The organism is Kitasatospora sp. NPDC093806, assembly GCF_040683335.1.
Lineage (GTDB): Bacteria > Actinomycetota > Actinomycetes > Streptomycetales > Streptomycetaceae > Kitasatospora.
The window spans coordinates 4,239-22,703 of sequence record NZ_JBFBDO010000094.1 but is presented as its reverse complement, the minus strand read 5'-3'; the positions used below and the strand labels follow the sequence as shown (position 1 = coordinate 22,703).

Below are 18,465 nucleotides of genomic sequence, written 5' to 3'. Positions count from 1 at the left end.
GGGCGGACTCCGGTCTCCGGGGTCTGATCATCCGTACGATTACACCGCAGAGCGGACATTTCGGCACGGTCGCAGGGCGGAACGGGGCCCCTCACCGGTCGGGAGCGGGACCGGTGAGGGGCCGGAGGGCCGGGGCGGGGGCGGTCAGGCCCGGGCGGTGCGGCGGCGGTGGCGCAGGCCGAGGGCGGTGACCAGGGCGCCGAGCGCGACCGCCGCCACCGGGACCGTCAGCGCGGCCCGGAAGCCGCCCAAGCCGCCCAGGCCGGACGCGTCGCCCGCGCCGCTCGCGGCCAGGCTGACCGTGGTGACCACCGAGAGGCCGAGCGCCGCGCCGAACTGGAAGGAGGTGTTGAGCAGCCCGCCGGCCAGCCCCTGCTCCTCCTCGGCGACGCCGTCGGTGGCGGCGATGGTCAGCGGCCCGTAGGCGAGGGCGAAGGCGAGGCCGGTGAGGATCATGGTCGGGAACATCATCGGGTAGGTCCAGTCCGGCCCCACCGGGAGGAACAGCGCGTAGGAGACCGCCGCCAGGCAGAACCCGGCGAGGATCACCCGGACGTTGCCGAAGCGTTCGACCAGCCGGGGCGTGAGGGTCGGGGCGAGCACCGCGTCCACGCCGACGGCGAGCAGGGCGAGGCCGGTCTGCAGCGGGGACCAGCCGCGCAGGTCCTGCAGGTAGAGGGTGACGGTGAACTGGAAGCCGAAGAAGGAGCCGGCGAAGAGCAGCGCGCCCAGGTTGGCCCGCAGCAGCGGGCCGGAGCGCAGCAGGCCCAGGCGGACCAGGGGCGCGGCGGAGCGCCGTTCGATCGCGGTGAAGGCGGCCAGCAGGGCCAGCCCGCCGGCGAGCGAGGCGAGCGTCCAGCCGGCGGCGGCGCCGGGTTCGCCGATCCGCACCACCGAGTAGACCAGCAGGAGCATGGCGCCGGTGGCGGTGACGGCGCCGGCCAGGTCGAAGCGTTCGCCGGGGCGGCGGGCGGGCGCCGGGTCGCGCGGGAGCAGCGGCAGGGCGGCGAGCAGCAGGGTGGCGGCCAGCAGGACGGGGGCGAAGAAGACCCAGCGCCAGCTGACGGCGGTGAGCAGGCCGCCGGTGACCAGGCCGAGCGAGAAGCCGGCGGCGGCGGTGCCGGCGTAGACCAGCAGGGCGCGGTTGCGGCGGGGGCCCTCGGGGAACGCGGTGGTGATGATCGCCAGGCCGGCGGGGGTCATGAAGGCCGCCGAGAGGCCGGTGACGAAGCGGGCCAGGATCAGGGTCCAGCCTTCGGTGGCGAGGCCGCCGAGGCCGGAGAAGAGGACGAAGACGGTGAGCCAGAGCAGGAACATCCGGCGCCGCCCGAGCAGGTCGGCGGTGCGGCCGCCGAGCAGCATGAAGCCGCCGTAGCCGAGCACGTAGGCGCTGAGCACCCAGCTGAGCGCGCCGGTGTCCATGCCCAGGTCGGCGCGGATCGACGGGAGCGCCACGTTGAGCATGGCGACGTCGATGCCCTCCAGGAAGATCGCGCCGCAGAGGACGAGGAGGACGGCCGCCTCCCGTCCGCCGAGGCGGGACGGCGGCGGCGCCGACGGGGTCGCGGGGCCGCCCGGGCTTCCGGTTTCGGGCACGGCTGAGGACACGGCTGAGGACGCGGACACGGAGGTCTCCTGGGAGTGCGCGGGGAGGCGAGGGCGCGACGGGTGGGCCAGTTCCTGTTCGGCCGGTCGGTTCCCTCTTGTAACCACTGGCCATCCTGAGGCAGCATCAGGAGGCATGGAAGAAGGCACTTTGAAGTCACCGACGCACTGCGCGGATACCGAGGACGACTACGACGTGCTCCAGTGGGACACCCGGGAGGACTGCGAGGTCCGGCAGATCCTCGACCGGATCGCCGACAAGTGGTCGCTGCTGGTCATCGCGCTGCTGGACCGCCGTTCGCTGCGCTTCACCGAGCTGCGGCGCGAGATCGACGGGGTCAGCCAGCGGATGCTGACGGTCACGCTGCGGCAGCTGGAGCGGGACGGCCTGGTCGAGCGGACCGTCCATCCGGTGGTGCCGCCCCGGGTGGACTACGCGCTGACACCGCTGGGGCGGACCCTGCACACGACCATCCGCACGCTGGTGACCTGGACGGAGACGCACCAGCGGGAGATCGCGGCGGCCCGGGCCTCGTACGACGCGCGGACGGCGGCGAGCGCTTCGTAGTCCCGGGGCGGGCATGCGGAAGGGGTGGGCCCGGTCCTCCGGGCCCACCCCTTCCGTCGTGCTTCAGACCCGCAGCGCCGCCAGCTGTTCGGCGAACGGCACCACGGTCTCCACGGTCTCCACGGCGTCCGCCGAACCAGCCGCCGAACCAGCCGCCGCCCCGGCGGCCGGCCCCGTCGGAGCGCGGCCGGCCAGCAGCCCGGCCAGCTCCCCCGCCGCCCGGTCGATCCGGCCGGGCAGCCCGTCGGTGAGCCGGTCCCCGGTCGTGCCCCAGTCGTCGGTGGCCGCGTACACGGCGGTCGGGACGACCACCGAGCGCAGGTAGCTGAACAGCGGCCGGACGGCGTGCTCCAGCGCCAGCGAGTGCCGGGGCGTGCCGCCGGTGGCGGCGATCAGCACCGGCTTCCCGGTCAGCGCGTCGGGGTCGAGCACGTCGAAGAACGACTTGAACAGCCCGCTGTAGGAGGCGGCGAAGATCGGCGTCACCGCGATCAGCCCGTCGGCCCGGGTGACCGCCTCGATCGCCTCGCGCAGCGCGGCGCCGGGGAAGCCGGTGACGAAGTTGTGCGCGATGTCGGTGGCGAGGTCGCGCAGTTCGACCACGGTCACCGCCACCTCCCGCCCGTCGGCGCCGAGCCGGCGGACGGTGGAGTCGGCGAGCCGGTCGGCGAGCAGCCGGGTCGAAGACGGCTTGCTCAGTCCGGCGCTGATCACCACCAGTCGGTACGCGGTCACTTGGCCACCTCCGTGGTCTCCGATCCGTTCTGCCGGGCGAGTTCGGCGGCGACCCGGGCCGCGTGGGTCGGGCCCTCCGGGACATCGGCCGGGCGGCCCTTGGCGAACTCCGCGCGCAGCACCGGCAGGACCTCCTCGCCGAGCAGGTCCAGCTGCTCCAGCACGGTCTTCAGCGGCAGGCCAGCGTGGTCCATCAGGAACAGCTGGCGCTGGTAGTCGCCGAAGGTCTCGCGGAAGGTCAGCGTCTTCTCGATGACCTCCTGCGGGCTGCCGACGGTGAGCGGGGTGTCGGCGGTGAACTCCTCCAGCGAGGGCCCGTGCCCGTACACCGGCGCGTTGTCGAAGTACGGGCGGAACTCGCGCACCGCGTCCTGCGAGTTCTTCCGCATGAAGATCTGGCCGCCGAGGCCGACCATGGCCTGCTCGGGGGTGCCGTGGCCGTAGTGGGCGTAGCGCTCGCGGTAGAGGTTGACCAGCTTCCGGAAGTGCTCCTTGGGCCAGAAGATGTTGTTCGCGAAGAAGCCGTCACCGTAGTAGGCGGCCTGCTCGGCGATCTCCGGGCTGCGGATCGAGCCGTGCCAGACGAACGGCGGGACGCCGTCCAGCGGGCGCGGGGTCGCGGTGAAGGACTGCAGCGGGGTGCGGAACCGGCCCGACCAGTCGACCACGTCCTCGCGCCACAGCTGGTGCAGCAGCGCGTAGTTCTCGATCGCGAGCGGGATGCCCTGGCGGATGTCCTTGCCGAACCAGGGGTAGACCGGGCCGGTGTTGCCGCGGCCCATCATGAGGTCCACCCGGCCGTCGGCGAGGTGCTGGAGCACCGCGTAGTCCTCGGCGATCTTCACCGGGTCGTTGGTGGTGATCAGCGTGGTCGAGGTGGAGAGGATGATGCGCTCGGTCTGCGCGGCTATGTAGCCGAGCAGGGTCGTCGGCGAGGACGGCACGAACGGCGGGTTGTGGTGCTCGCCGGTCGCGAAGACGTCCAGGCCGACCTCCTCGACCTTGCGGGCGATGGCCACGGTCGCCTTGATCCGCTCGTGCTCGGTCGGGGTGCGGCCGGTGGTGGGGTCGGGGGTGACATCGCCGACGGTGAAGATTCCGAACTGCATGCTGCTCACCACACTCCTGGTGAATCCCGGCTTCAGGATCCGATCGTCAAAGTTTCAACCATCTTAGCATCGGCAGCCCCGGCGGTATTCCCCGTAGCGCCCGAGTCATTGTCCGTGGGTGCACTGCGCCCGTCCATGGCGCCTTGGCGGGCTCCCACGACGCCCTGGCGGGCCGCAGTGGCACCGCGGCGGGCGGCGAGGGCGTCCGGCAGGAGGGTGCCGACGCCGAGCACGGCCAGCGCCGCGCCGAGCCAGAGCGGGGCGCGCAGGCCCCAGGCGTCGATGGCCAGGCCGCCGAGCAGGGAGCTGATGATGATGCCCAGGGTGATGAAGGAGGAGTGGACGGTGTTCACCAGCGGACGGGCGTTGCCGGTGCGCTGGACCCGGGAGACCATCGCCGGGTTCATCGTGACGCCGACCAGCCCGACACCCAGCAGGAAGCCGACGGCCGGCGCCGGCAGACCGGCGAACAGCGCGAAGCCGGCCAGGAAGACCGCGTTCAGCCCCAGCCCGAGGGCGAGGACCGGCACCGCGTACCGGTCGGCGAACCGGCCCACCACGGTGTTGCCGAGCACGGTCGCCGCGCCGTAGGCGACCAGCAGCAGCGGGACGGAGCCCGGCGAGAAGCCGGTGACCTCGGTGAGGATCGGGTTGACGTAGCTGAACGCGGCGAAGGTCGCGCCGATCACCAGGGTGCTGGTGGAGAAGACCAGCCAGAGCCGCGGATTGCGGAGGACCGCCAGTTCGGCCCGGATCGAGCCGCCGCCCTCGGCGTGGTCGACGTCCGGCACCCCGGCCACGGTGCAGAGCGCCGCGAGCACGGTGAGCGCGGCCACCGCCCAGAACGCGGCGCGCCAGCCCAGGTGCTCGCCGATCACGGTGGCCAGCGGCAGGCCGAGCAGGGTGCCGAGCATCAGGCCGTTCATCGCCACGGCGACGGCGCGGCCACGCAGCTCGGGGCGGGCCAGCTGGGCGCAGAGCGAGATCGCGACACCGAAGAAGGCCTGCGCGGCGATGCCCGTCACCACCCGGGCGGCCAGCATGACGGCGTAGCCGGAGGCGGTGGCGGCCAGCAGGTTCCCGGCCAGGAAGACGGCGAACACGATGAGCAGGGCATGCTTTTGACGCACTTTCAGCAGCGCTGCAGTGAGGAACGGGCCGCCGACGGACATGGCGACCGCGAAGGCGGTGATCAGGTAGCCGACCTGGGGGACGGTCGCCTGGAGGCCCTCCGCGAGCTGCGGCATGAGCCCGGCGACCGCGAACTCGCTGGTCACCATGGCGAAGATGCCGAGGGCGAGGACGTACACGGCACGTGGCATGGGAAGTGCTCCCGGGGATTGTTTTGGATTGATCGGTTCAAAATCAGGGCAGGCAAAGGCCCGGCAGGGCCGGGCGAGGTGGAATCAGAGCGGAATCAGGGCACCAGGACGTCAGAGCGCCAGGGCGTCCAGTGCGGTGGCGGCGATGGCCTCGACGGCGGGCCGGTCGGCCCCGCCCTTGGCGGCCACCCGCATGCCGCCGATCACCGCGTTCAGGAACCGGGCCAGCTCGTCCGGCGTCCGGCGGGCGGAGATCTCCCCCGCGCGCTGCCCGGCGGCGATCACGGCCGCCAGCGAGGCCAGCCGGAGCCCCTGGTCCCGGAGCACCAGCTCCGCCGCCTCCGCGTCGCGCCCGGCCAGTTCGACGATGGTGTTCACCGTCAGACAGCCGATGCTGCGCCCCTCCGGACGCTGCTCGAACTCGCCGTCGACGATCCGTGCGAACAGCACCCGGATCCGCTCCAGCGGCGGCGTCCGCGGATCCTCCAGGAGGGCGGTCTGCGGGACGGTCATCAGCTCGATGTAGCGGGCCAGCGCCCGCTTGAACAGGTCGTGCTTGCTGCTGAACGTGTTGTAGATGCTGCTCCGCCCGAGGCCGGTCGCCGCGCAGAGGTCCTGCGTGGAGGTGGCCTCGTAGCCGTTGGCCCAGAACGCGAGCATCGCCGCGTCCAGCGCCCGGTCCTCGTCGAAGGTGCGCGGTCTCGCCATGGCAGCACGCTAGCCTTTTTGGATCGGTCGGTGCAATACCCCGGGACGGGCGGGGCGCGCGACAATGGGAGGAGCCGGGGGATGGTGAGAGGAGCCGGGGGACGGCGGCCGGGCTCCGGAAGGGCGGCGAACCGATGGCGGCCTACATCGCGGTCAGCGCGCTGAGCCACGAGGGCCTGGTGCGCGAGCAGAACGAGGACAGCCTGACCATCGGGCCGTGGACCCTCTGCGCCACCGTCACCACCAACCCGCAGACCATGCTCTTCCCGCTCGGCCCGCCCTGCGTGGTCGCCGTCGCCGACGGCCTCGGCGGCCACCCCGGCGGCGAGATCGCCAGCGCCCTGGTCGCCCGCCGGCTGGCGGCGGCCGGACCGGACCTCGACGGCGAGGAGAGCGTCCGGGAGGCGCTCCAGAGCTGCAACCAGGCGGTGTACGCGGCCGCCGCCGACAATCCCGAGCTGGCCGCGATGGGCACCACGGTGGCGGGCCTGGTGCTGCTGCCCGAGCGGGTGGTGGTCTTCAACGTCGGCGACAGCCGGGTCTACCGGATCGGCGACACCGGACTGCGCCGGGTCAGCGTGGACGACAGCCCGCCGCTGCCGCCCGGCCGGCGCACCACCGCGGTGGTCACCCAGACGCTGGGCGGCTCGCTCGGCCTGACCTTCGTCGAACCGCACGTGCGCAGCGCGCCGCTGGCCGTCGGCGACCGCTACCTGGTGTGCAGCGACGGGCTGACCGACCCGGTGCCGGAGGAGGAGTTGGCCGCACTGCTCGCCCGGCCCGCCGAGGAGTCCGAACGGGCCGACGGGCGGGCCGCGTTCGAGCTCTGGAAGGCGGCGATCGAGGCCGGCGGTCCGGACAACATCACGCTCGCCCTGGTGCGGATCGGCGCGTGAGCGGCGGATCGGCGCGTGAACGGGTGCGGGGAGGCCCCCGGCGACGGTTCGCCGGAGGCCTCCCCTCAGACGGGTCGAGGCATCAACTCATCGGTCAGTACTCGGCCTTGATGTTCGCCCCGGAGAAGCCCTGCTGGGCGTAGAGGCTGAGGTAGACGTAGCCGGCCGGCGGGTTGGTGATGGTCAGCGTCTCGGTGTTGTTGCCGGCGTTGGTGGACTTGGCGGTGTAGGCGTTGGTGTACGCCCACCCCTTGCTGTTGAAGTACAGGTCGGCGTTGCCGGTGCCGCCGGTGCTGGTGATCTTCAGCTGCTTCACCCCGGCCGGCAGGTTCAGGTAGAAGTGGGCGTAGTTGCCGGTGGTCGCCGCCAGGTTGCCGCGGCGGCAGTTCCGGTCGAGCTGCCGGGGGTCCGCGCCCGCGCACTCGGGCAGACCGGCCACGGTGACGTTCTGGCGGGTGCTCGCGGTGGCGCCCTTGTCGTCGGTCACGGTGAGCGTGACGGTGTAGGTGCCGGCCTTGGCGTACCACTTGGTCGGGTTGGCGGTGGTGGCGGTGGTGCCGTCGCCGAAGTCCCAGGCGTAACCGGTGATCTTGCCCTCCGGGTCGGTGGAGCGGTTGACGAAGGTGACCGCCAGCTCGCCGATCGAGGTGGTGAAGGCGGCCGTGGGCGGCTGGTTGCCGGGCGGGTTGGTGCTGCCGCAGGAGCCGGCCGCGCAGGCGGTCAGCCAGCGGTCGAAGTCGGCGTCGTACCGGGTGCCGATGGTGCCGGTGAGGAGGCTGCGGGCGCCGTTCCAGTCACCGGCGCGGTACTTGGCGAGCACGGCGTCCACGTCGGCGCGGTGCTGCTCCAGCATGTAGCGGACGGCCAGGTAGCCCCAGCGGTAGGTGCGCTCGGTGTCGGTGTTCTGGTAGGTGGTGTCGAAGAGCGTGGAGAGCTTGTAGGTGTGGCGGCCGGCGGCGGCGATCGCGGCGTCGTAGGTCACCTTGCGGTACGAGTAGGAGACGTACTCGGCGAAGCCCTCGATCCACCAGATGGTCGGGGTGGTCACGCCGGCGTCGAAGTCGCCGTACATGTCGTACCGGCCGTCGAGGTAGTGCGTGTACTCGTGGTTGAGGTTCCAGATCTGGAAGTCCGGACGCGCCCACTCGGCCTCGTAGGCGAGGAAGCGCGGCTGGTTGCCGGCCTCGTTCGGCTTGCCCTCCAGGTACATCCCGCCGTTGTTGGTGTCGATGCCGTAGATGCTCGCGGCGAACACCCCGTAGTCGAACCGGGAGTGGAAGACCACGACCTCGATCGTGGTGTTCCGGTCGTCGGCGACCGGGCCGTTGTCCTTGGCCACCGCGTGGAAGAAGGCGTCCTGGCCGGTGAGGCTGGTGCAGGCGGTGCCGAGCTGGGTGGCGTCCAGTGCCTGGGCGAGGATCCGGATGCTCGGGCTGCAGGTGTAGGCGACCGTCAGCTGGCTCGCCTTGAGCCGGGCCGGGCCGTCACAGGTGCCGTAGTAGGAGCAGTTGCCGGCGTCGAAGGCCTCGCCCATCTCGGCGGCGGCGGCCCACTGGTAGGCGGTGCGGCCGCCGGGCGAGGACTGGTCGGCCAGGCCCTTCAGCAGCGGGCGGACCTTGGCCTGGAGCGGCGCGTGCTGGACGAAGCGGCCGAGCTCGCGGGTCGCGTTGTAGACCAGGAAGGTGTAGTCGCCGCCGAGCAGCGCGCTGTTGCCGGTGGCGAAGGAGTACAGGGTGTCGAGCACGCTCGGGTCGGCGGTCACCGCCTCGACGAAGCCGGCCGTCTGGTGGCCGCGCCAGAGGATGGTGAAGACGCCGTTGAGCGCGTTGCCCATGTTGGCCGGGTTGTGGGTGGCGGCGTCGTAGGCGCCCAACAGGCGCTTCACGACCGGCAGGTAGCGGACGTTCTCCTGGGCGCTGTCGATCAGGATGATCGCCTCGCCGAGGGTGCCCGCGTTGGCGGCGGTGACGTCGCGGGAGTGCGCGTTGTTGAAGAAGGCGTCCAGCGCGGCCCGGATCGAGGTCTGCAGGGCGGTGCCGTAGGTGCCGACGTCGGAGGCGTGGTACCACTGCACGAAGTAGCCGGCGCGCAGGTAGAGCACCAACTGGGCGGTGGCGGTGGAGTTGTCGCCCGGGTAGGCGGCGGCGTTGGCGCGCAGCGCGTCCGCCACGGTGACCATCTGGGACTCCCGGAAGGCGCCGCGCGCGTCGGCTCCGGTGAGCGAGAACTGGTCGTTGATGCAGCCGAGATCGGCGGACTTGATCGCCTGGACCAGGGCGCCGCCGGTGTTGCCGGTGAAGTCGCCGACGTTGCAGGGCTGTTCGGCGAGGGCGGCGGGGGCGTTGTCACCGAAACTCTTGGCGAGTTCGGCCTTCCGCTCGGCCTTGCCGAGCGTCTCGGCCCGGTCGGGCACGGTGGTCGAGAACGGTGCGCGCTCACGGGCGGACACCGGCGCGTTCTTGCCGGGGGCGTCCGGCGTGTCGCCGATCGCGGGCTGCGGGGCCAGGCCGGTGGGGGCGGCCGAGGCGGTGGACGAGCCGCCGGACTGCGGCGGGGCCTGGACGGGTGCGGCGTAACCGCGCGGGGAGAACAGGCCGAGCGTCAGGAGCAACGCCAGGGTGAGGGTCAGCAGCCTTCCGGCATGCCGAAGTCGGTGAAGAACACGTGCGGAACTCACGTGGGGGCCTCCGGGCCTTCGTCAACCGCGTGGGGGCGCGGCCGGTGGGGGTGGTGAGGACCGTTGTGGCGGCGCCGTTGGGGCGGCTCCGTCGAGCACCGGTGGGGAGTGTGACATGTACAATGGCATACATCACATGACGAGGGAACCCTTCGGACCGGACGAAGCGCCAAGGGCCCTGGCCGGAGGCGGACTTCACGGCGCGGAGGCGGAACGGCGAAGGGCCGCCGGTCGGTTGGCGGTTTCCAGCGATCGTCGCAACACAAGATCGGTTGTTGACGTCCCACGACAGTAACAGGCGGCCCCCACTTCGATGTTCGAGGTGGGGGCCGCCGTCGTTGGTGGTGCGGGTTGCCGGACCGCACCGGTCAGTGGCCGCGTGGGGCGTACATGATCACGGCGACGCCGGCGAGGCAGATGAGAGCGCCGATGACATCGGCGCGGTCGGGCCGGTAACCGTCCAGGGCCATGGCCCAGGCGAGGGAGCCGGCGACGAACACACCGCCGTAGGCGGCGAGGATGCGGCCGAAGTTGGCGTCGGCCTGGAGGGTGGCGACGAAGCCGTAGATCCCGAGGGCGACGACGCCGGCGCCGATCCACACCCAGCCCTTGTGCTCGCGCACCCCCTGCCAGATCAGCCAGGCCCCGCCGATCTCGAACACGGCGGCGGCGGCGAACAGGGCGATGGAGCGCAGAACAGTCATGACCGGCAACCCTACGGGCGCACTGCCGGGGTGGCCGTCAGCGGGTCAGCGGCCACCGGCTTCTCGCGGCGGGCCAGGGCTTCCAGGGCCAGGAGCACGAGTGCGGCGATGACGAGGTGCATGCCGGTGAGCGCGATCGTGCTGGGGGTGTCGAACCTGGCGGTGAAGGTCTGCGCCGTCGTGGCCAACGCGGCACCCGCGCCGACCACTTGGGCCGAGCGCAGGACGGCCCGCCGCTTCCCGGCCGCCGCCAGCAGCGTGGCCAGGGCCAGGCCGGCGGTCATGGGCAGCACCGTCATGGTGATGACGCCCTGCGGTGCAGTGGTGGTGTGCAGCGAACCGTCGGCCTCCGTGAACTGGAACGACCCGCCCAAGGCCACCCCGGCCAGCCACAGAACGAGGTTGGCCCCGAGGGCCGCGGCGACCGAAACCGCTATGACCGCGGCCGGGTGCCGGGCCGCGATGCGGCCCAGGAGGCCGCCCCCGCTACGTGCGTCTGCGGACAACGTGGAGCTCCGATCCGAGAAGATGATGCTGGTCAAGGACGCCGGGGCGCTCGGCCCCCTGGGTGTGCCGAGGGTGGGAGCAGGCCCGGCGCGGTCGCCTACTGGTTCTGCTTCGCGTCCGGGGTGCTGATCGTCAGCGTTCCAGTGGTCGTCCCGCAGCCACACCCGCCCTTGCCGTCGGCCTTCGGGGTGCAGGAGCAGGAGGTGCGGCGCTGGCCGTACCACCAGGCGCCGGCGGCGAGGACGGCCAGCGCGATGGCGATGGCGGGCAGCCACCCGACCACCGCCCCGGCTCCGGCGCCGACGACCCCGGCGGTGATCAGGACGGGCAGCGCACAGCACGCCACGCAGGCCAGGGCCGCGAGGGTGCCCAGGGCCTTGGGGGCGCGGTGGGTGGGCTGGTCAGCAGCAGGGTCCGGCATCACGGTTCTCCTGGGCAAGGTCGGTGAAGGGGATAGGGCAGCAGGGGCTGCCGGCGCACTGGGCGAGGTCATCGCAGCCAGCGTCGAGGGCGGCGGTGAGGGCTTCGCGGATGGTGGTCAGGTCGGCGATCTTCTGGTCGACCTCGGCGAGCTTGGCCCGGGCGCGTTCCTGGAGGCCGGCCACGGGGCGGCCGTGGCGGTGGCGGCCGGTCTCCAGCAGCTCGGCGACCTCCTCCAGGGTGAAGCCCAGGCGCTGGGCGGCCTTGATGACCCGCAGCACGGTGACGGCCTGGTCGTCGTAGAGGCGGTGGCCGCCCGGGGAGCGGTCCGGCTCGGGGAGCAGGCCGCGGCGCTCGTAGTAGCGCAGGGTCTGCACGTTCACCCCGGCCGCTTCGGCGACCTGCCCCGAGCGCAGGCCCTCGGCGCTCACGGCCGGCCGCCGTCGGCGGTGATCCGCTCGTGGAGAGCGGTCAGCACCTTCTCGTGCGCCGGATCGACCGCCACGTCCAGGTGGACCTGGCCGTCGGCGGCCGGAGTGACGGTGAAGGTGAAGAACGAGCAGCACCCGCTCTCCCGCCCGGCCAGGTCCCGCACCTGTTCCTCGACGCCTTCGCCGCCGACGAGCACCAACTGCAGCCGCAACAGGTCCGGCCGGGTCGCGGCGGCGAGTTGGTCGGCGAACAGCTGGTCCCACTCGGCCACCCGCAGCGGCTGCTGCTCGGTCGGCAGGGTGCACGACGTCGGCACCCAGCTCAGCTCGGTCATCGGACCGCTCCCTCGTCTCCTTCCCCGCGCCGTGCGGCGGGGACGTCTACGACGGTAAACCCGTACCTAGATACAGGTTGCAACTTGGACCGGGCAGGCCGCTACGGACGCTCGCGGGCCGGTCAGGCCGTGAGCAGCTGGTGCAGGCGGTTGGCCGGGGTGTCCCAGCCGAGCGTCTTGCGTGGGCGCCCGTTGAGCTGCTCTGCGACCGCGGCGAGGTGCTCGGCCCCGTGGACCGAGAGGTCGCTGCCCTTGGGGAAGTACTGGCGGAGCAGACCGTTGGTGTTCTCGTTCGTGCCGCGCTGCCAGGGGCTGGCCGGGTCGCAGAAGTAGATCGGGATGCCGGTGGCGCGGGTGAAGTCGGCGTGCCGGCCCATCTCGCTGCCCTGGTCCCACGTGAGCGAGCGTTTCAACCCGGCGGGGAGTTCGCCGACCGCGGCGACCAGGGCGTCACGGACGGCCTCGGCACCGTGGTCACCAGGCAGGTGAAGCAGCACCACGTAGCGCGAGGCCCGTTCGACCAACGTGCCGATCGCGGACCTGCTGTCCTTGCCGAGGATCAGGTCGCCTTCCCAGTGGCCGGGCACCCTTCGGCCGACGGCCTCGACGGGACGTCTGCCGATCATGACCATCGGCGAGGAGAAGCGCGGCTGGCGGCTGTTGGCCTGTCGGCGGGGCTTGCGGCGGACCCGGCCGGAACGCAGGACGCCTGCCAGTTCCCGCCGCAACTGACCGCGACCTTGGACATAGAGCGCCTGATAGATCGTCTCGGGAACCACGTGCATCTCCGGTCGGCCGGGGAACCTGGTCCGGAGAACGTGGCATATCTGCTCCGGGCTCCACCGCTCGTCCAGCATTTCCTGGACGGCATCCCGCAGCTCCGGGTTCGAGAGGATCTTGCGGAGCTTGGGGCGTGGCCTTCGAGCGTCGGCCCGCCGCTGGGCGGCATGCGGGCGGTAGTACCAGCGGTTGTAGTCGTGCAGCACGGTGCGGTTGCGCCGGACTTCCCTGCTGATGGTGGACGGGCTACGGCCCAGCTCCGCGGCGATCTGCCGGATCGTCGCCTTCTCCCGGAGCCGGTCGGCGATGTGGATGCGCTCGTCCTCGGTCAGGAACCGCGACGGACCTGAAGGCGGCACCACCGATCACCACGGTGGTGCCGCCTTCAGGCCGTCCTTGCCGCTGCGGCCGTGCCGCCACTTGCGGCCGGTCCGCGGGTCGATGCCGACGATCCGGCACGCCTCTTTGTTGCTGTAGCCCTGCTGCATGAGCTGGGAGTATGCCGCCCGCTCCCGACTCAGCCTGACAGGCCCCCGACGCCTCTTGTCCTCACGGATCTCGAAGTCCATCGCACCCCTTGAACTGGGGTGTTGCCACGACTCCTGGAACCCAAGGTTGACCGGCGGCCCTTCGGCTTTGGCGGGCGCGCCCTGAACTGCGCGCGCCCGGGCGTCACTTGCGGATGAGCAGCACGATGCCCGCGGTGACCAGGCCGAGCACGACGGCGGCCGCGCCGTACAGCAGGCGGTGCGAGCGCACCACGGGCAGGTAGCGGTCCACGGCATAGCGGCCGGGGCCGGTGAGCGCGAGCGCGGCGGCGGCCGCGATCAGCAGGTACTCGTACTCGCTGCCGCCCTTCATCGCGAAGAAGTTGCCGCTCCAGGTGACGGCGAGGGCGTTGAGCATGGTGCCGAGGATGGCCGCGGCGGCCAGCGGGGTCAGCAGGCCGACGACCAGCGCCAGTCCGCCGCCGGTCTCGGTGAGGCCGGCGACGACGGCCATGGCCTTGGCGGCCGGGTAGCCCTTCATCTCGAAGAACTGGGCGGTGCCGTCGATGCCACCGCCGCCGAACCAGCCGAACAGCTTCTGGCTGCCGTGCGCGGCCATGGTCAGACCGAGCGCCAGGCGCAGGACCAGGAGGCCGACGTCGTAGGCGTGTGGCGAGGTGTCCGCGGCGCCGGGGAAGGCCCGGGCCGGGGCGGTGGGGGTGGTGGGGGCGGTCGTGCTCGGGCTGCCGCTCGGCATGCGCGTCTCCATCGGGGGGGGATTCGTCGAGGAAGCTTGCTGATTCCAGCGCTGGTTCAAATTCGAACCAATTGGGTTGTACGACCGTACCTGGAAGTTTGAATTTGAACAACCAGCGGGGCGGTACGACTTTGGCGCGGCCGGGTCAGAAGTGGTGTGGACTGGCGTACGGGCGCGCGTGGCGGGGCACGCTGGAAACATGGCACATCACAACCGACACCGACAGGCCCCGCGCAAGGACACCCCGCACGCCGAGGCCCTGGCCGCCTTCACCGAGCGGGTCCGGCTGGTCACCCCCGGCCAGTGGGACGCGCCCACCCCGTGCGCCGACTGGACCGTCCGCGACCTGGTCAACCACCTCACCTCCGAGCAGCTCTGGGTGCCCGAGCTGCTGATGGGCTCGACCGTCTCCGAGGTCGGCGCCCGCTTCGACGGCGACGTCCTCGGCGACGACCCGGTCGCCGCCTGGACGGCCGCCGCCGACGCCGCCCGCGAGGCCTTCGCCGTCCCCGGCGCCGCCGAGCTCACCGTGCACCTCTCCTTCGGCGACGTGTCGGGCCAGTACTACCTGGACCAGCTCACCGCCGACGCCGTCGTGCACACCTGGGACCTCGCCGAGGGCATCGGCCGGCTCACCCGGCTCCCGGCGGACCTGGTGGACTTCGCGCTCGACGAGTTCACCGGCTACGGGGACCTCTCCGGCAGCGGGCTCTTCGACCCGCCCCTCCCGGTGCCGGCCGACGCCGGACCGCAGACCCGGCTGCTCGCCCTGGTCGGCCGCCGGGACCGGCCCTGACCTGCGCGGTCGGCCGGTGTTGCGGTCGGCGGGTGATGCGGGCAGCGGTGTTGCGGACGGCGGTCGGCTGGGGGCCGGGGCGCCGGATACTGGAGGTGTCGGGGGCGTCGACAGGCGCGCCCGACCGGAGGAGAGGCGGGCGGACGCCATGAGCGGCAGGCCGGACATCCTGGACGAGTTCACCGCGGAGCACCGGGCGGTGACGGAACTGCTCGCCCGGATCGAGGCCGCCCCGGAGTCCGCGGACCAGCCGGGCGAGCTGCTCGGGCAGCTCACCGACCTGCTGTTCAGCCACTGCGCGGCGGAGGAGGAACACCTCTTCCCGATCGTCCAGCACGACGTGCCGGGCGGCGGCGCCCTGGTCTTCCGGTGCATCCACGACCACCTCGCGATCGGCCAGTACCTCGCCGACCTGCAAGCCCTCCCGCCCGGCGACCCCACCCTCGGCACCCTGCTGCGCGGACTGGCCGAACTCCTCGCCCGACACCTGGCCGCCGAGGAGGAGGAGCTCTACGCCGCCGCCCGCACCGCCCTGCCGGCCGGCACCCGGGCCGCCCTCGCCGAGCGGCTGCGCGCCGACCGGGCCGAGATCACCGAGGCCGGCCCGTAGCGGACCGGGTCGGCGCTCGGGTCAGCACTTGGAGCTCGGGTCAGCACTTGGAGTCGGTCACCGCGAACCGGCCGCCCTCCGGGTCCCGGAGCCGGGCCACCCGCCCGTACGGCGAGTCGAACGCCGGACCGAGCGAGCTGCCGCCCAGCTCCTCCGCCCGGGCCAGCGCGGCATCGGTGTCCGGCACCGAGAACGACACCTCCCAGTGCGGCGGCAACCCCGCCGAGCCGCCCGGCTCCTCCTTCGCCAGCGCGGCGACGTTGTGCCCCTCCGCCCGCAGCACCACCCGGTCGTGCTCCCAGCGGACGTCGAACCGCTCCGGGTCCCGGCCGTCCCAGCGGAACACCTCGCCGTAGAACAGCGCCGCCGCAAACGGGTCCGGCGTCCGCAGCTCGATCCAGACCGGGGCGCCCGCCAGGTCCAGCCGGCGGGCGCGACCCAACGGGCCCTCCCAGATGCCGAACACCGCACCCGCCGGGTCCGCCGCGAACGCCACCCGGCCGGCGTCGAAGGAGAGCGGACCGATCGCCAGCGTCGCGCCGCGCTCGCGGACCGCGTCGGCGGCGGCGTCCGCGCTCTCCGTCCCGAAGTAGCTGGTCCACGCGATCGGCATGCCCCAGCCGCCGCTCGCCACGCCCAGCCCGGCCACCGCCTCCCCACCGGTCACCGCGTGCACGTACGGGCCGAACCGGTCCGGTCCGGGCTCGAACTCCCAGCCCAGCAGGGGCCCGTAGAACGCCTTGGCCGCGTCGAGGTCGCGCGCCATCAGGCTCACCCAGCACGGGACGGCCGCCACGCAGCGCACCTCGGCCGTCGTCTCACCGCTGCCCATCGCGCACCACCTCCGAGAGCCCGGCCGCCGGGCCCCTCCCGACACCCACGGCCGACCGGCCGCCCGGGCGGGTTCAGCCTAGGCCGACAGGACGACCCGGCGGTGGCACGGCGCGCACACAGCACACCTCGGCCATCGAGCCATCGCCGACCGCCCGGGCGGCCGCAGCCCAAGGGGATGGGAGGACGCGGAGGGTGCGGCGCGTACACGGCACACCGACACCACAGCCGCCCGGCCCCGGGGCGGCTTCAGCCCGCCACCCACGACCTCCGAGCCCCACCACCCCCCACAACCGCCCAGCCCCCCCCGGCGGCCGCAGCCCCACCACCCACCACCTCCAAGGCCCCACCAACCCCCACAACCGCCCGGCCCCCCGGGCGGCCGCAGCCCAAGGGGATGGGAGGACGCGGACGGTGCGTGCGGTGAGCAGCACACCCCGGCCATCAACCCACCCACCATTTCCAGGGCCCCACCAACTCCGACAGCCGCACGGCCCCGGGCGGCTGCAGCCCAACGACGCGAACGGTGCGTGCGATGCCCATGACTTGGCGAGCGGAGCGGCGGACTTCCCGGCGGCGCGGTGGGCGAGCGCGGGCGGCTCGGCGTGAGCCGGGGGCAGGGTTGCACGGCGGGCGGGGGCCGGGCGGTGTGGCTTGGCCGGGCCGCTGGCTTGGCCACCGCCGGGCAGGTGGCTCAGTGCTCGGGTGCGCGGGCCACCGCCCGGCAGGCAGCTGAGGTGGGACGGCGGATCGGGGCCGGGCCGCTGGCTTGGCCGCCGCCGGGCCGGTGGCCCGGTGCTCGGGTGCGTGGGCCATTGCCCGGCCGGCGTCCAGGCTGCCGCCTGGCGGGGGGCCGGGGTCAGTCCGCCGGGGTGGTGGTCAGGCGGCCGTCCGTCATGGTGGCCACCGTGTCGGCGAGGGTCCCGACGGCGGTCCGGTCGTGGGAGATGAACAGCAGCGCGAGGCCGTTGCCGTCCCGGCGGGCGGCGAGGTGGGCGAGGATCGCCGAGCGGGTGGCCGCGTCCAGCCCGGAGGTGATCTCGTCACAGACCAGCACCGCCGGCCGGACCACCAACGCCCTTGCCAGCGAGGCTCGTTGCAGTTCGCCGCCGGAGAGCCCGCCGGGTGGGCGGCCCGCCTTCGCCGGGTCGAGGCCCAGGTCGGCGAGCAGGGTCCGCGCCTCGTCGGCGGCGGCCGCCGGGGTGAGGCCGCGCAGCCGCACGGCCGCCCGGGCCACCTGGTCGAGCACCGGACGGTGGTCGGCGAAGGCCGCCCGGGCGTCCTGGAACACGTACTGCACGGCCGCCAGCCGGTGCCGCCCACGCTGCCGGACGCTGCGCGGCAGCGGCTCGCCGTCCAGCCGGACGGAACCCCGGTGGCGCGGGTGCAGCCCGGCCAGGCAGCGGCCGAGGGTGGTCTTGCCACTGCCCGAGCGGCCGACCACGGCCAGGCACTCCCCCGCCCGCAGGGTCAGCCCGACCTCGTGCAGCACCGCCGCCCCGCCGGGATGGCGCGCGGTCAAGCCACTGACAGCCAGCCGCACCGGCCCGAGCGGGGAGCGGGCGGGCACAGGGCTCGGGGACGGAGGCGGCGTCTCCCCCACGGCCTCGGGTGACTGGTGAAGGCCCGGACGCGGGAGCGGGAGCGGCCGTGGCGCCGCCGCCCCACGCAGAAGCGGCGGCAGTGTCGGCGCTTCCGCAACGAACTCGGACGACCGGCTCACACCCGGTGGCGTCGGCAGCCCCGAGGGCGCCTCCCTCAGGTCCTCGGATGGCCCACCCGTACACGGAGCCGATGGCGGGGGCATCAGCTCCGCCGCCTCGGACGGCCGGCCCACGCCCGAAAACGTGGCCGGCGACGGGGGCGTCTCCTCCCTCGGAGCCTCGGATGCGGCGCCCCTACGCGGAGGCGGCAGCGGGGCTACCGCCCCCGGCACCTCGGGTGGCTGGCCCGCAGCGGAGGGCGCGAGCGGCGGCAGACGCGCCTCCCCCGCGCGTGTCGCCGGTGGCGCGCTCTCCCCCGGGACCTCGGACGGGGCGCCCCTACGCGGAAGCAATGGCGGGGCTACCGCCCCCGGCGCCTCGGGTGGCCGGCCCGCAGCGGAGGGCGCGAGCGGCGGCAGACGCGCCTCCCCCGCGCGTGTCGCCGGTGGCGCGCTCTCCCCCGGGACCTCGGCCGGGGGGCCC

At 73.2% G+C, this 18,465-nt stretch carries 17 protein-coding genes and 2 pseudogenes; 4 read left to right on the top strand and 15 right to left on the bottom strand.

Annotated elements, in window-relative coordinates; genetic code table 11:
* Positions 1-144: 144 nt before the first annotated feature.
* A complete protein-coding gene (locus AB0N76_RS31100; protein WP_363562829.1) occupies positions 145-1,491 on the bottom strand; it encodes an MFS transporter in 1,347 nt (448 codons plus the stop codon).
* A gap of 250 nt (positions 1,492-1,741) precedes the next feature.
* Here AB0N76_RS31100 and AB0N76_RS31095 point away from each other — a divergent pair, with 250 nt between their 5' ends.
* Positions 1,742-2,173 carry a helix-turn-helix domain-containing protein gene (locus AB0N76_RS31095; protein ID WP_363562814.1) on the top strand — a complete coding sequence of 144 codons (432 nt, stop codon included), beginning with the start codon at positions 1,742-1,744 and terminating at the stop codon, positions 2,171-2,173.
* Positions 2,174-2,236: 63 nt separating this feature from the next.
* Here AB0N76_RS31095 and AB0N76_RS31090 read toward each other — a convergent pair whose 3' ends face one another.
* The 4 genes from AB0N76_RS31090 to AB0N76_RS31075 form a co-directional block, all read right to left on the bottom strand.
* Positions 2,237-2,908 (bottom strand): FMN reductase, encoded by a 672-nt coding sequence (locus AB0N76_RS31090; RefSeq protein ID WP_363562812.1) that lies wholly within the window; start codon positions 2,906-2,908, stop codon positions 2,237-2,239.
* The gene (locus tag AB0N76_RS31085; RefSeq protein WP_363562810.1) at positions 2,905-4,017 is read right to left on the bottom strand and encodes an LLM class flavin-dependent oxidoreductase; all 1,113 of its coding nucleotides are present in this window, start codon (positions 4,015-4,017) and stop codon (positions 2,905-2,907) included. Before AB0N76_RS31085 ends, AB0N76_RS31090 begins: the two co-directional genes overlap by 4 nt.
* Before the next feature lie 32 nt (positions 4,018-4,049).
* Entirely contained in the window at positions 4,050-5,339 is a 1,290-nt protein-coding gene (locus tag AB0N76_RS31080) for an MFS transporter (RefSeq protein ID WP_363562808.1), read from the bottom strand.
* A gap of 111 nt (positions 5,340-5,450) precedes the next feature.
* Complete coding sequence (locus AB0N76_RS31075; protein ID WP_363562806.1) at positions 5,451-6,047, bottom strand: TetR/AcrR family transcriptional regulator; 597 nt, start codon at positions 6,045-6,047, stop codon at positions 5,451-5,453.
* Between the two features lie 134 nt (positions 6,048-6,181).
* Between AB0N76_RS31075 and AB0N76_RS31070 the strand changes: the two genes are divergently transcribed.
* Positions 6,182-6,943: a protein phosphatase 2C domain-containing protein gene (locus AB0N76_RS31070; protein WP_363562804.1), complete on the top strand. Its 762-nt coding sequence runs from the start codon at positions 6,182-6,184 to the stop codon at positions 6,941-6,943.
* 94 nt (positions 6,944-7,037) lie between these two features.
* Here the strand turns inward: AB0N76_RS31070 and AB0N76_RS31065 are convergent, their stop codons facing one another.
* The 8 genes and pseudogenes from AB0N76_RS31065 to AB0N76_RS31030 form a co-directional block, all read right to left on the bottom strand.
* On the bottom strand, positions 7,038-9,554 hold the full coding sequence (locus tag AB0N76_RS31065; RefSeq protein ID WP_363562802.1) for a collagenase: 2,517 nt from the start codon (positions 9,552-9,554) through the stop codon (positions 7,038-7,040).
* A 434-nt stretch (positions 9,555-9,988) separates the two neighbouring features.
* Positions 9,989-10,324 (bottom strand): YnfA family protein, encoded by a 336-nt coding sequence (locus AB0N76_RS31060; RefSeq protein WP_363562800.1) that lies wholly within the window; start codon positions 10,322-10,324, stop codon positions 9,989-9,991.
* 11 nt (positions 10,325-10,335) lie between these two features.
* Positions 10,336-10,830, bottom strand: coding sequence for a DUF6069 family protein (locus tag AB0N76_RS31055; protein ID WP_363562798.1), 495 nt, complete (start codon positions 10,828-10,830; stop codon positions 10,336-10,338).
* Between the two features lie 98 nt (positions 10,831-10,928).
* Positions 10,929-11,252 carry a mercury transporter gene (locus AB0N76_RS31050; RefSeq protein WP_363562796.1) on the bottom strand — a complete coding sequence of 108 codons (324 nt, stop codon included), beginning with the start codon at positions 11,250-11,252 and terminating at the stop codon, positions 10,929-10,931.
* Positions 11,233-11,682: a MerR family transcriptional regulator gene (locus AB0N76_RS31045; protein ID WP_363562794.1), complete on the bottom strand. Its 450-nt coding sequence runs from the start codon at positions 11,680-11,682 to the stop codon at positions 11,233-11,235. Before AB0N76_RS31045 ends, AB0N76_RS31050 begins: the two co-directional genes overlap by 20 nt.
* Positions 11,679-12,017 (bottom strand): hypothetical protein, encoded by a 339-nt coding sequence (locus tag AB0N76_RS31040; RefSeq protein WP_363562792.1) that lies wholly within the window; start codon positions 12,015-12,017, stop codon positions 11,679-11,681. Before AB0N76_RS31040 ends, AB0N76_RS31045 begins: the two co-directional genes overlap by 4 nt.
* A 122-nt stretch (positions 12,018-12,139) precedes the next feature.
* A pseudogene (locus tag AB0N76_RS31035) lies at positions 12,140-13,366 on the bottom strand (IS30 family transposase).
* Between the two features lie 103 nt (positions 13,367-13,469).
* Positions 13,470-14,042, bottom strand: a complete 573-nt coding sequence (locus AB0N76_RS31030; RefSeq protein ID WP_363562790.1) for a DoxX family protein — start codon at positions 14,040-14,042, stop codon at positions 13,470-13,472.
* 199 nt (positions 14,043-14,241) lie between these two features.
* Here AB0N76_RS31030 and AB0N76_RS31025 point away from each other — a divergent pair, with 199 nt between their 5' ends.
* Positions 14,242-14,838: a TIGR03086 family metal-binding protein gene (locus AB0N76_RS31025; RefSeq protein WP_363562788.1), complete on the top strand. Its 597-nt coding sequence runs from the start codon at positions 14,242-14,244 to the stop codon at positions 14,836-14,838.
* A gap of 148 nt (positions 14,839-14,986) precedes the next feature.
* Positions 14,987-15,448, top strand: a complete 462-nt coding sequence (locus AB0N76_RS31020; protein ID WP_363562786.1) for a hemerythrin domain-containing protein — start codon at positions 14,987-14,989, stop codon at positions 15,446-15,448.
* A 40-nt stretch (positions 15,449-15,488) separates the two neighbouring features.
* On the opposite strand, the gene AB0N76_RS31015 is transcribed toward AB0N76_RS31020, so the two are convergent.
* Together AB0N76_RS31015 and AB0N76_RS31010 are read right to left on the bottom strand one after the other, a co-directional pair.
* Positions 15,489-16,280 carry a VOC family protein gene (locus tag AB0N76_RS31015; protein WP_363562784.1) on the bottom strand — a complete coding sequence of 264 codons (792 nt, stop codon included), beginning with the start codon at positions 16,278-16,280 and terminating at the stop codon, positions 15,489-15,491.
* A gap of 858 nt (positions 16,281-17,138) precedes the next feature.
* Positions 17,139-17,840, bottom strand: a pseudogene (locus AB0N76_RS31010) (ATP-binding cassette domain-containing protein); the annotation flags it as partial.
* Positions 17,841-18,465: the final 625 nt, after the last annotated feature.

Excerpts from the sequence above, each read along its gene's own strand:
- AB0N76_RS31085 (WP_363562810.1), bottom strand. The coding sequence starts at position 4,017 with ATGCAGTTCGGAATCTTCACCGTCGGCGATGTCACCCCCGACCCCACC.
- AB0N76_RS31050 (WP_363562796.1), bottom strand. The coding sequence starts at position 11,252 with ATGCCGGACCCTGCTGCTGACCAGCCCACCCACCGCGCCCCCAAGGCC.
- AB0N76_RS31025 (WP_363562788.1), top strand. The coding sequence starts at position 14,242 with ATGGCACATCACAACCGACACCGACAGGCCCCGCGCAAGGACACCCCG.
- AB0N76_RS31020 (WP_363562786.1), top strand. The coding sequence starts at position 14,987 with ATGAGCGGCAGGCCGGACATCCTGGACGAGTTCACCGCGGAGCACCGG.
- AB0N76_RS31070 (WP_363562804.1), top strand. The coding sequence starts at position 6,182 with ATGGCGGCCTACATCGCGGTCAGCGCGCTGAGCCACGAGGGCCTGGTG.
- AB0N76_RS31095 (WP_363562814.1), top strand. The coding sequence starts at position 1,742 with ATGGAAGAAGGCACTTTGAAGTCACCGACGCACTGCGCGGATACCGAG.
- AB0N76_RS31030 (WP_363562790.1), bottom strand. The coding sequence starts at position 14,042 with ATGCCGAGCGGCAGCCCGAGCACGACCGCCCCCACCACCCCCACCGCC.
- AB0N76_RS31075 (WP_363562806.1), bottom strand. The coding sequence starts at position 6,047 with ATGGCGAGACCGCGCACCTTCGACGAGGACCGGGCGCTGGACGCGGCG.
- AB0N76_RS31015 (WP_363562784.1), bottom strand. The coding sequence starts at position 16,280 with ATGGGCAGCGGTGAGACGACGGCCGAGGTGCGCTGCGTGGCGGCCGTC.
- AB0N76_RS31040 (WP_363562792.1), bottom strand. The coding sequence starts at position 12,017 with ATGACCGAGCTGAGCTGGGTGCCGACGTCGTGCACCCTGCCGACCGAG.
- AB0N76_RS31080 (WP_363562808.1), bottom strand. The coding sequence starts at position 5,339 with ATGCCACGTGCCGTGTACGTCCTCGCCCTCGGCATCTTCGCCATGGTG.
- AB0N76_RS31060 (WP_363562800.1), bottom strand. The coding sequence starts at position 10,324 with ATGACTGTTCTGCGCTCCATCGCCCTGTTCGCCGCCGCCGCCGTGTTC.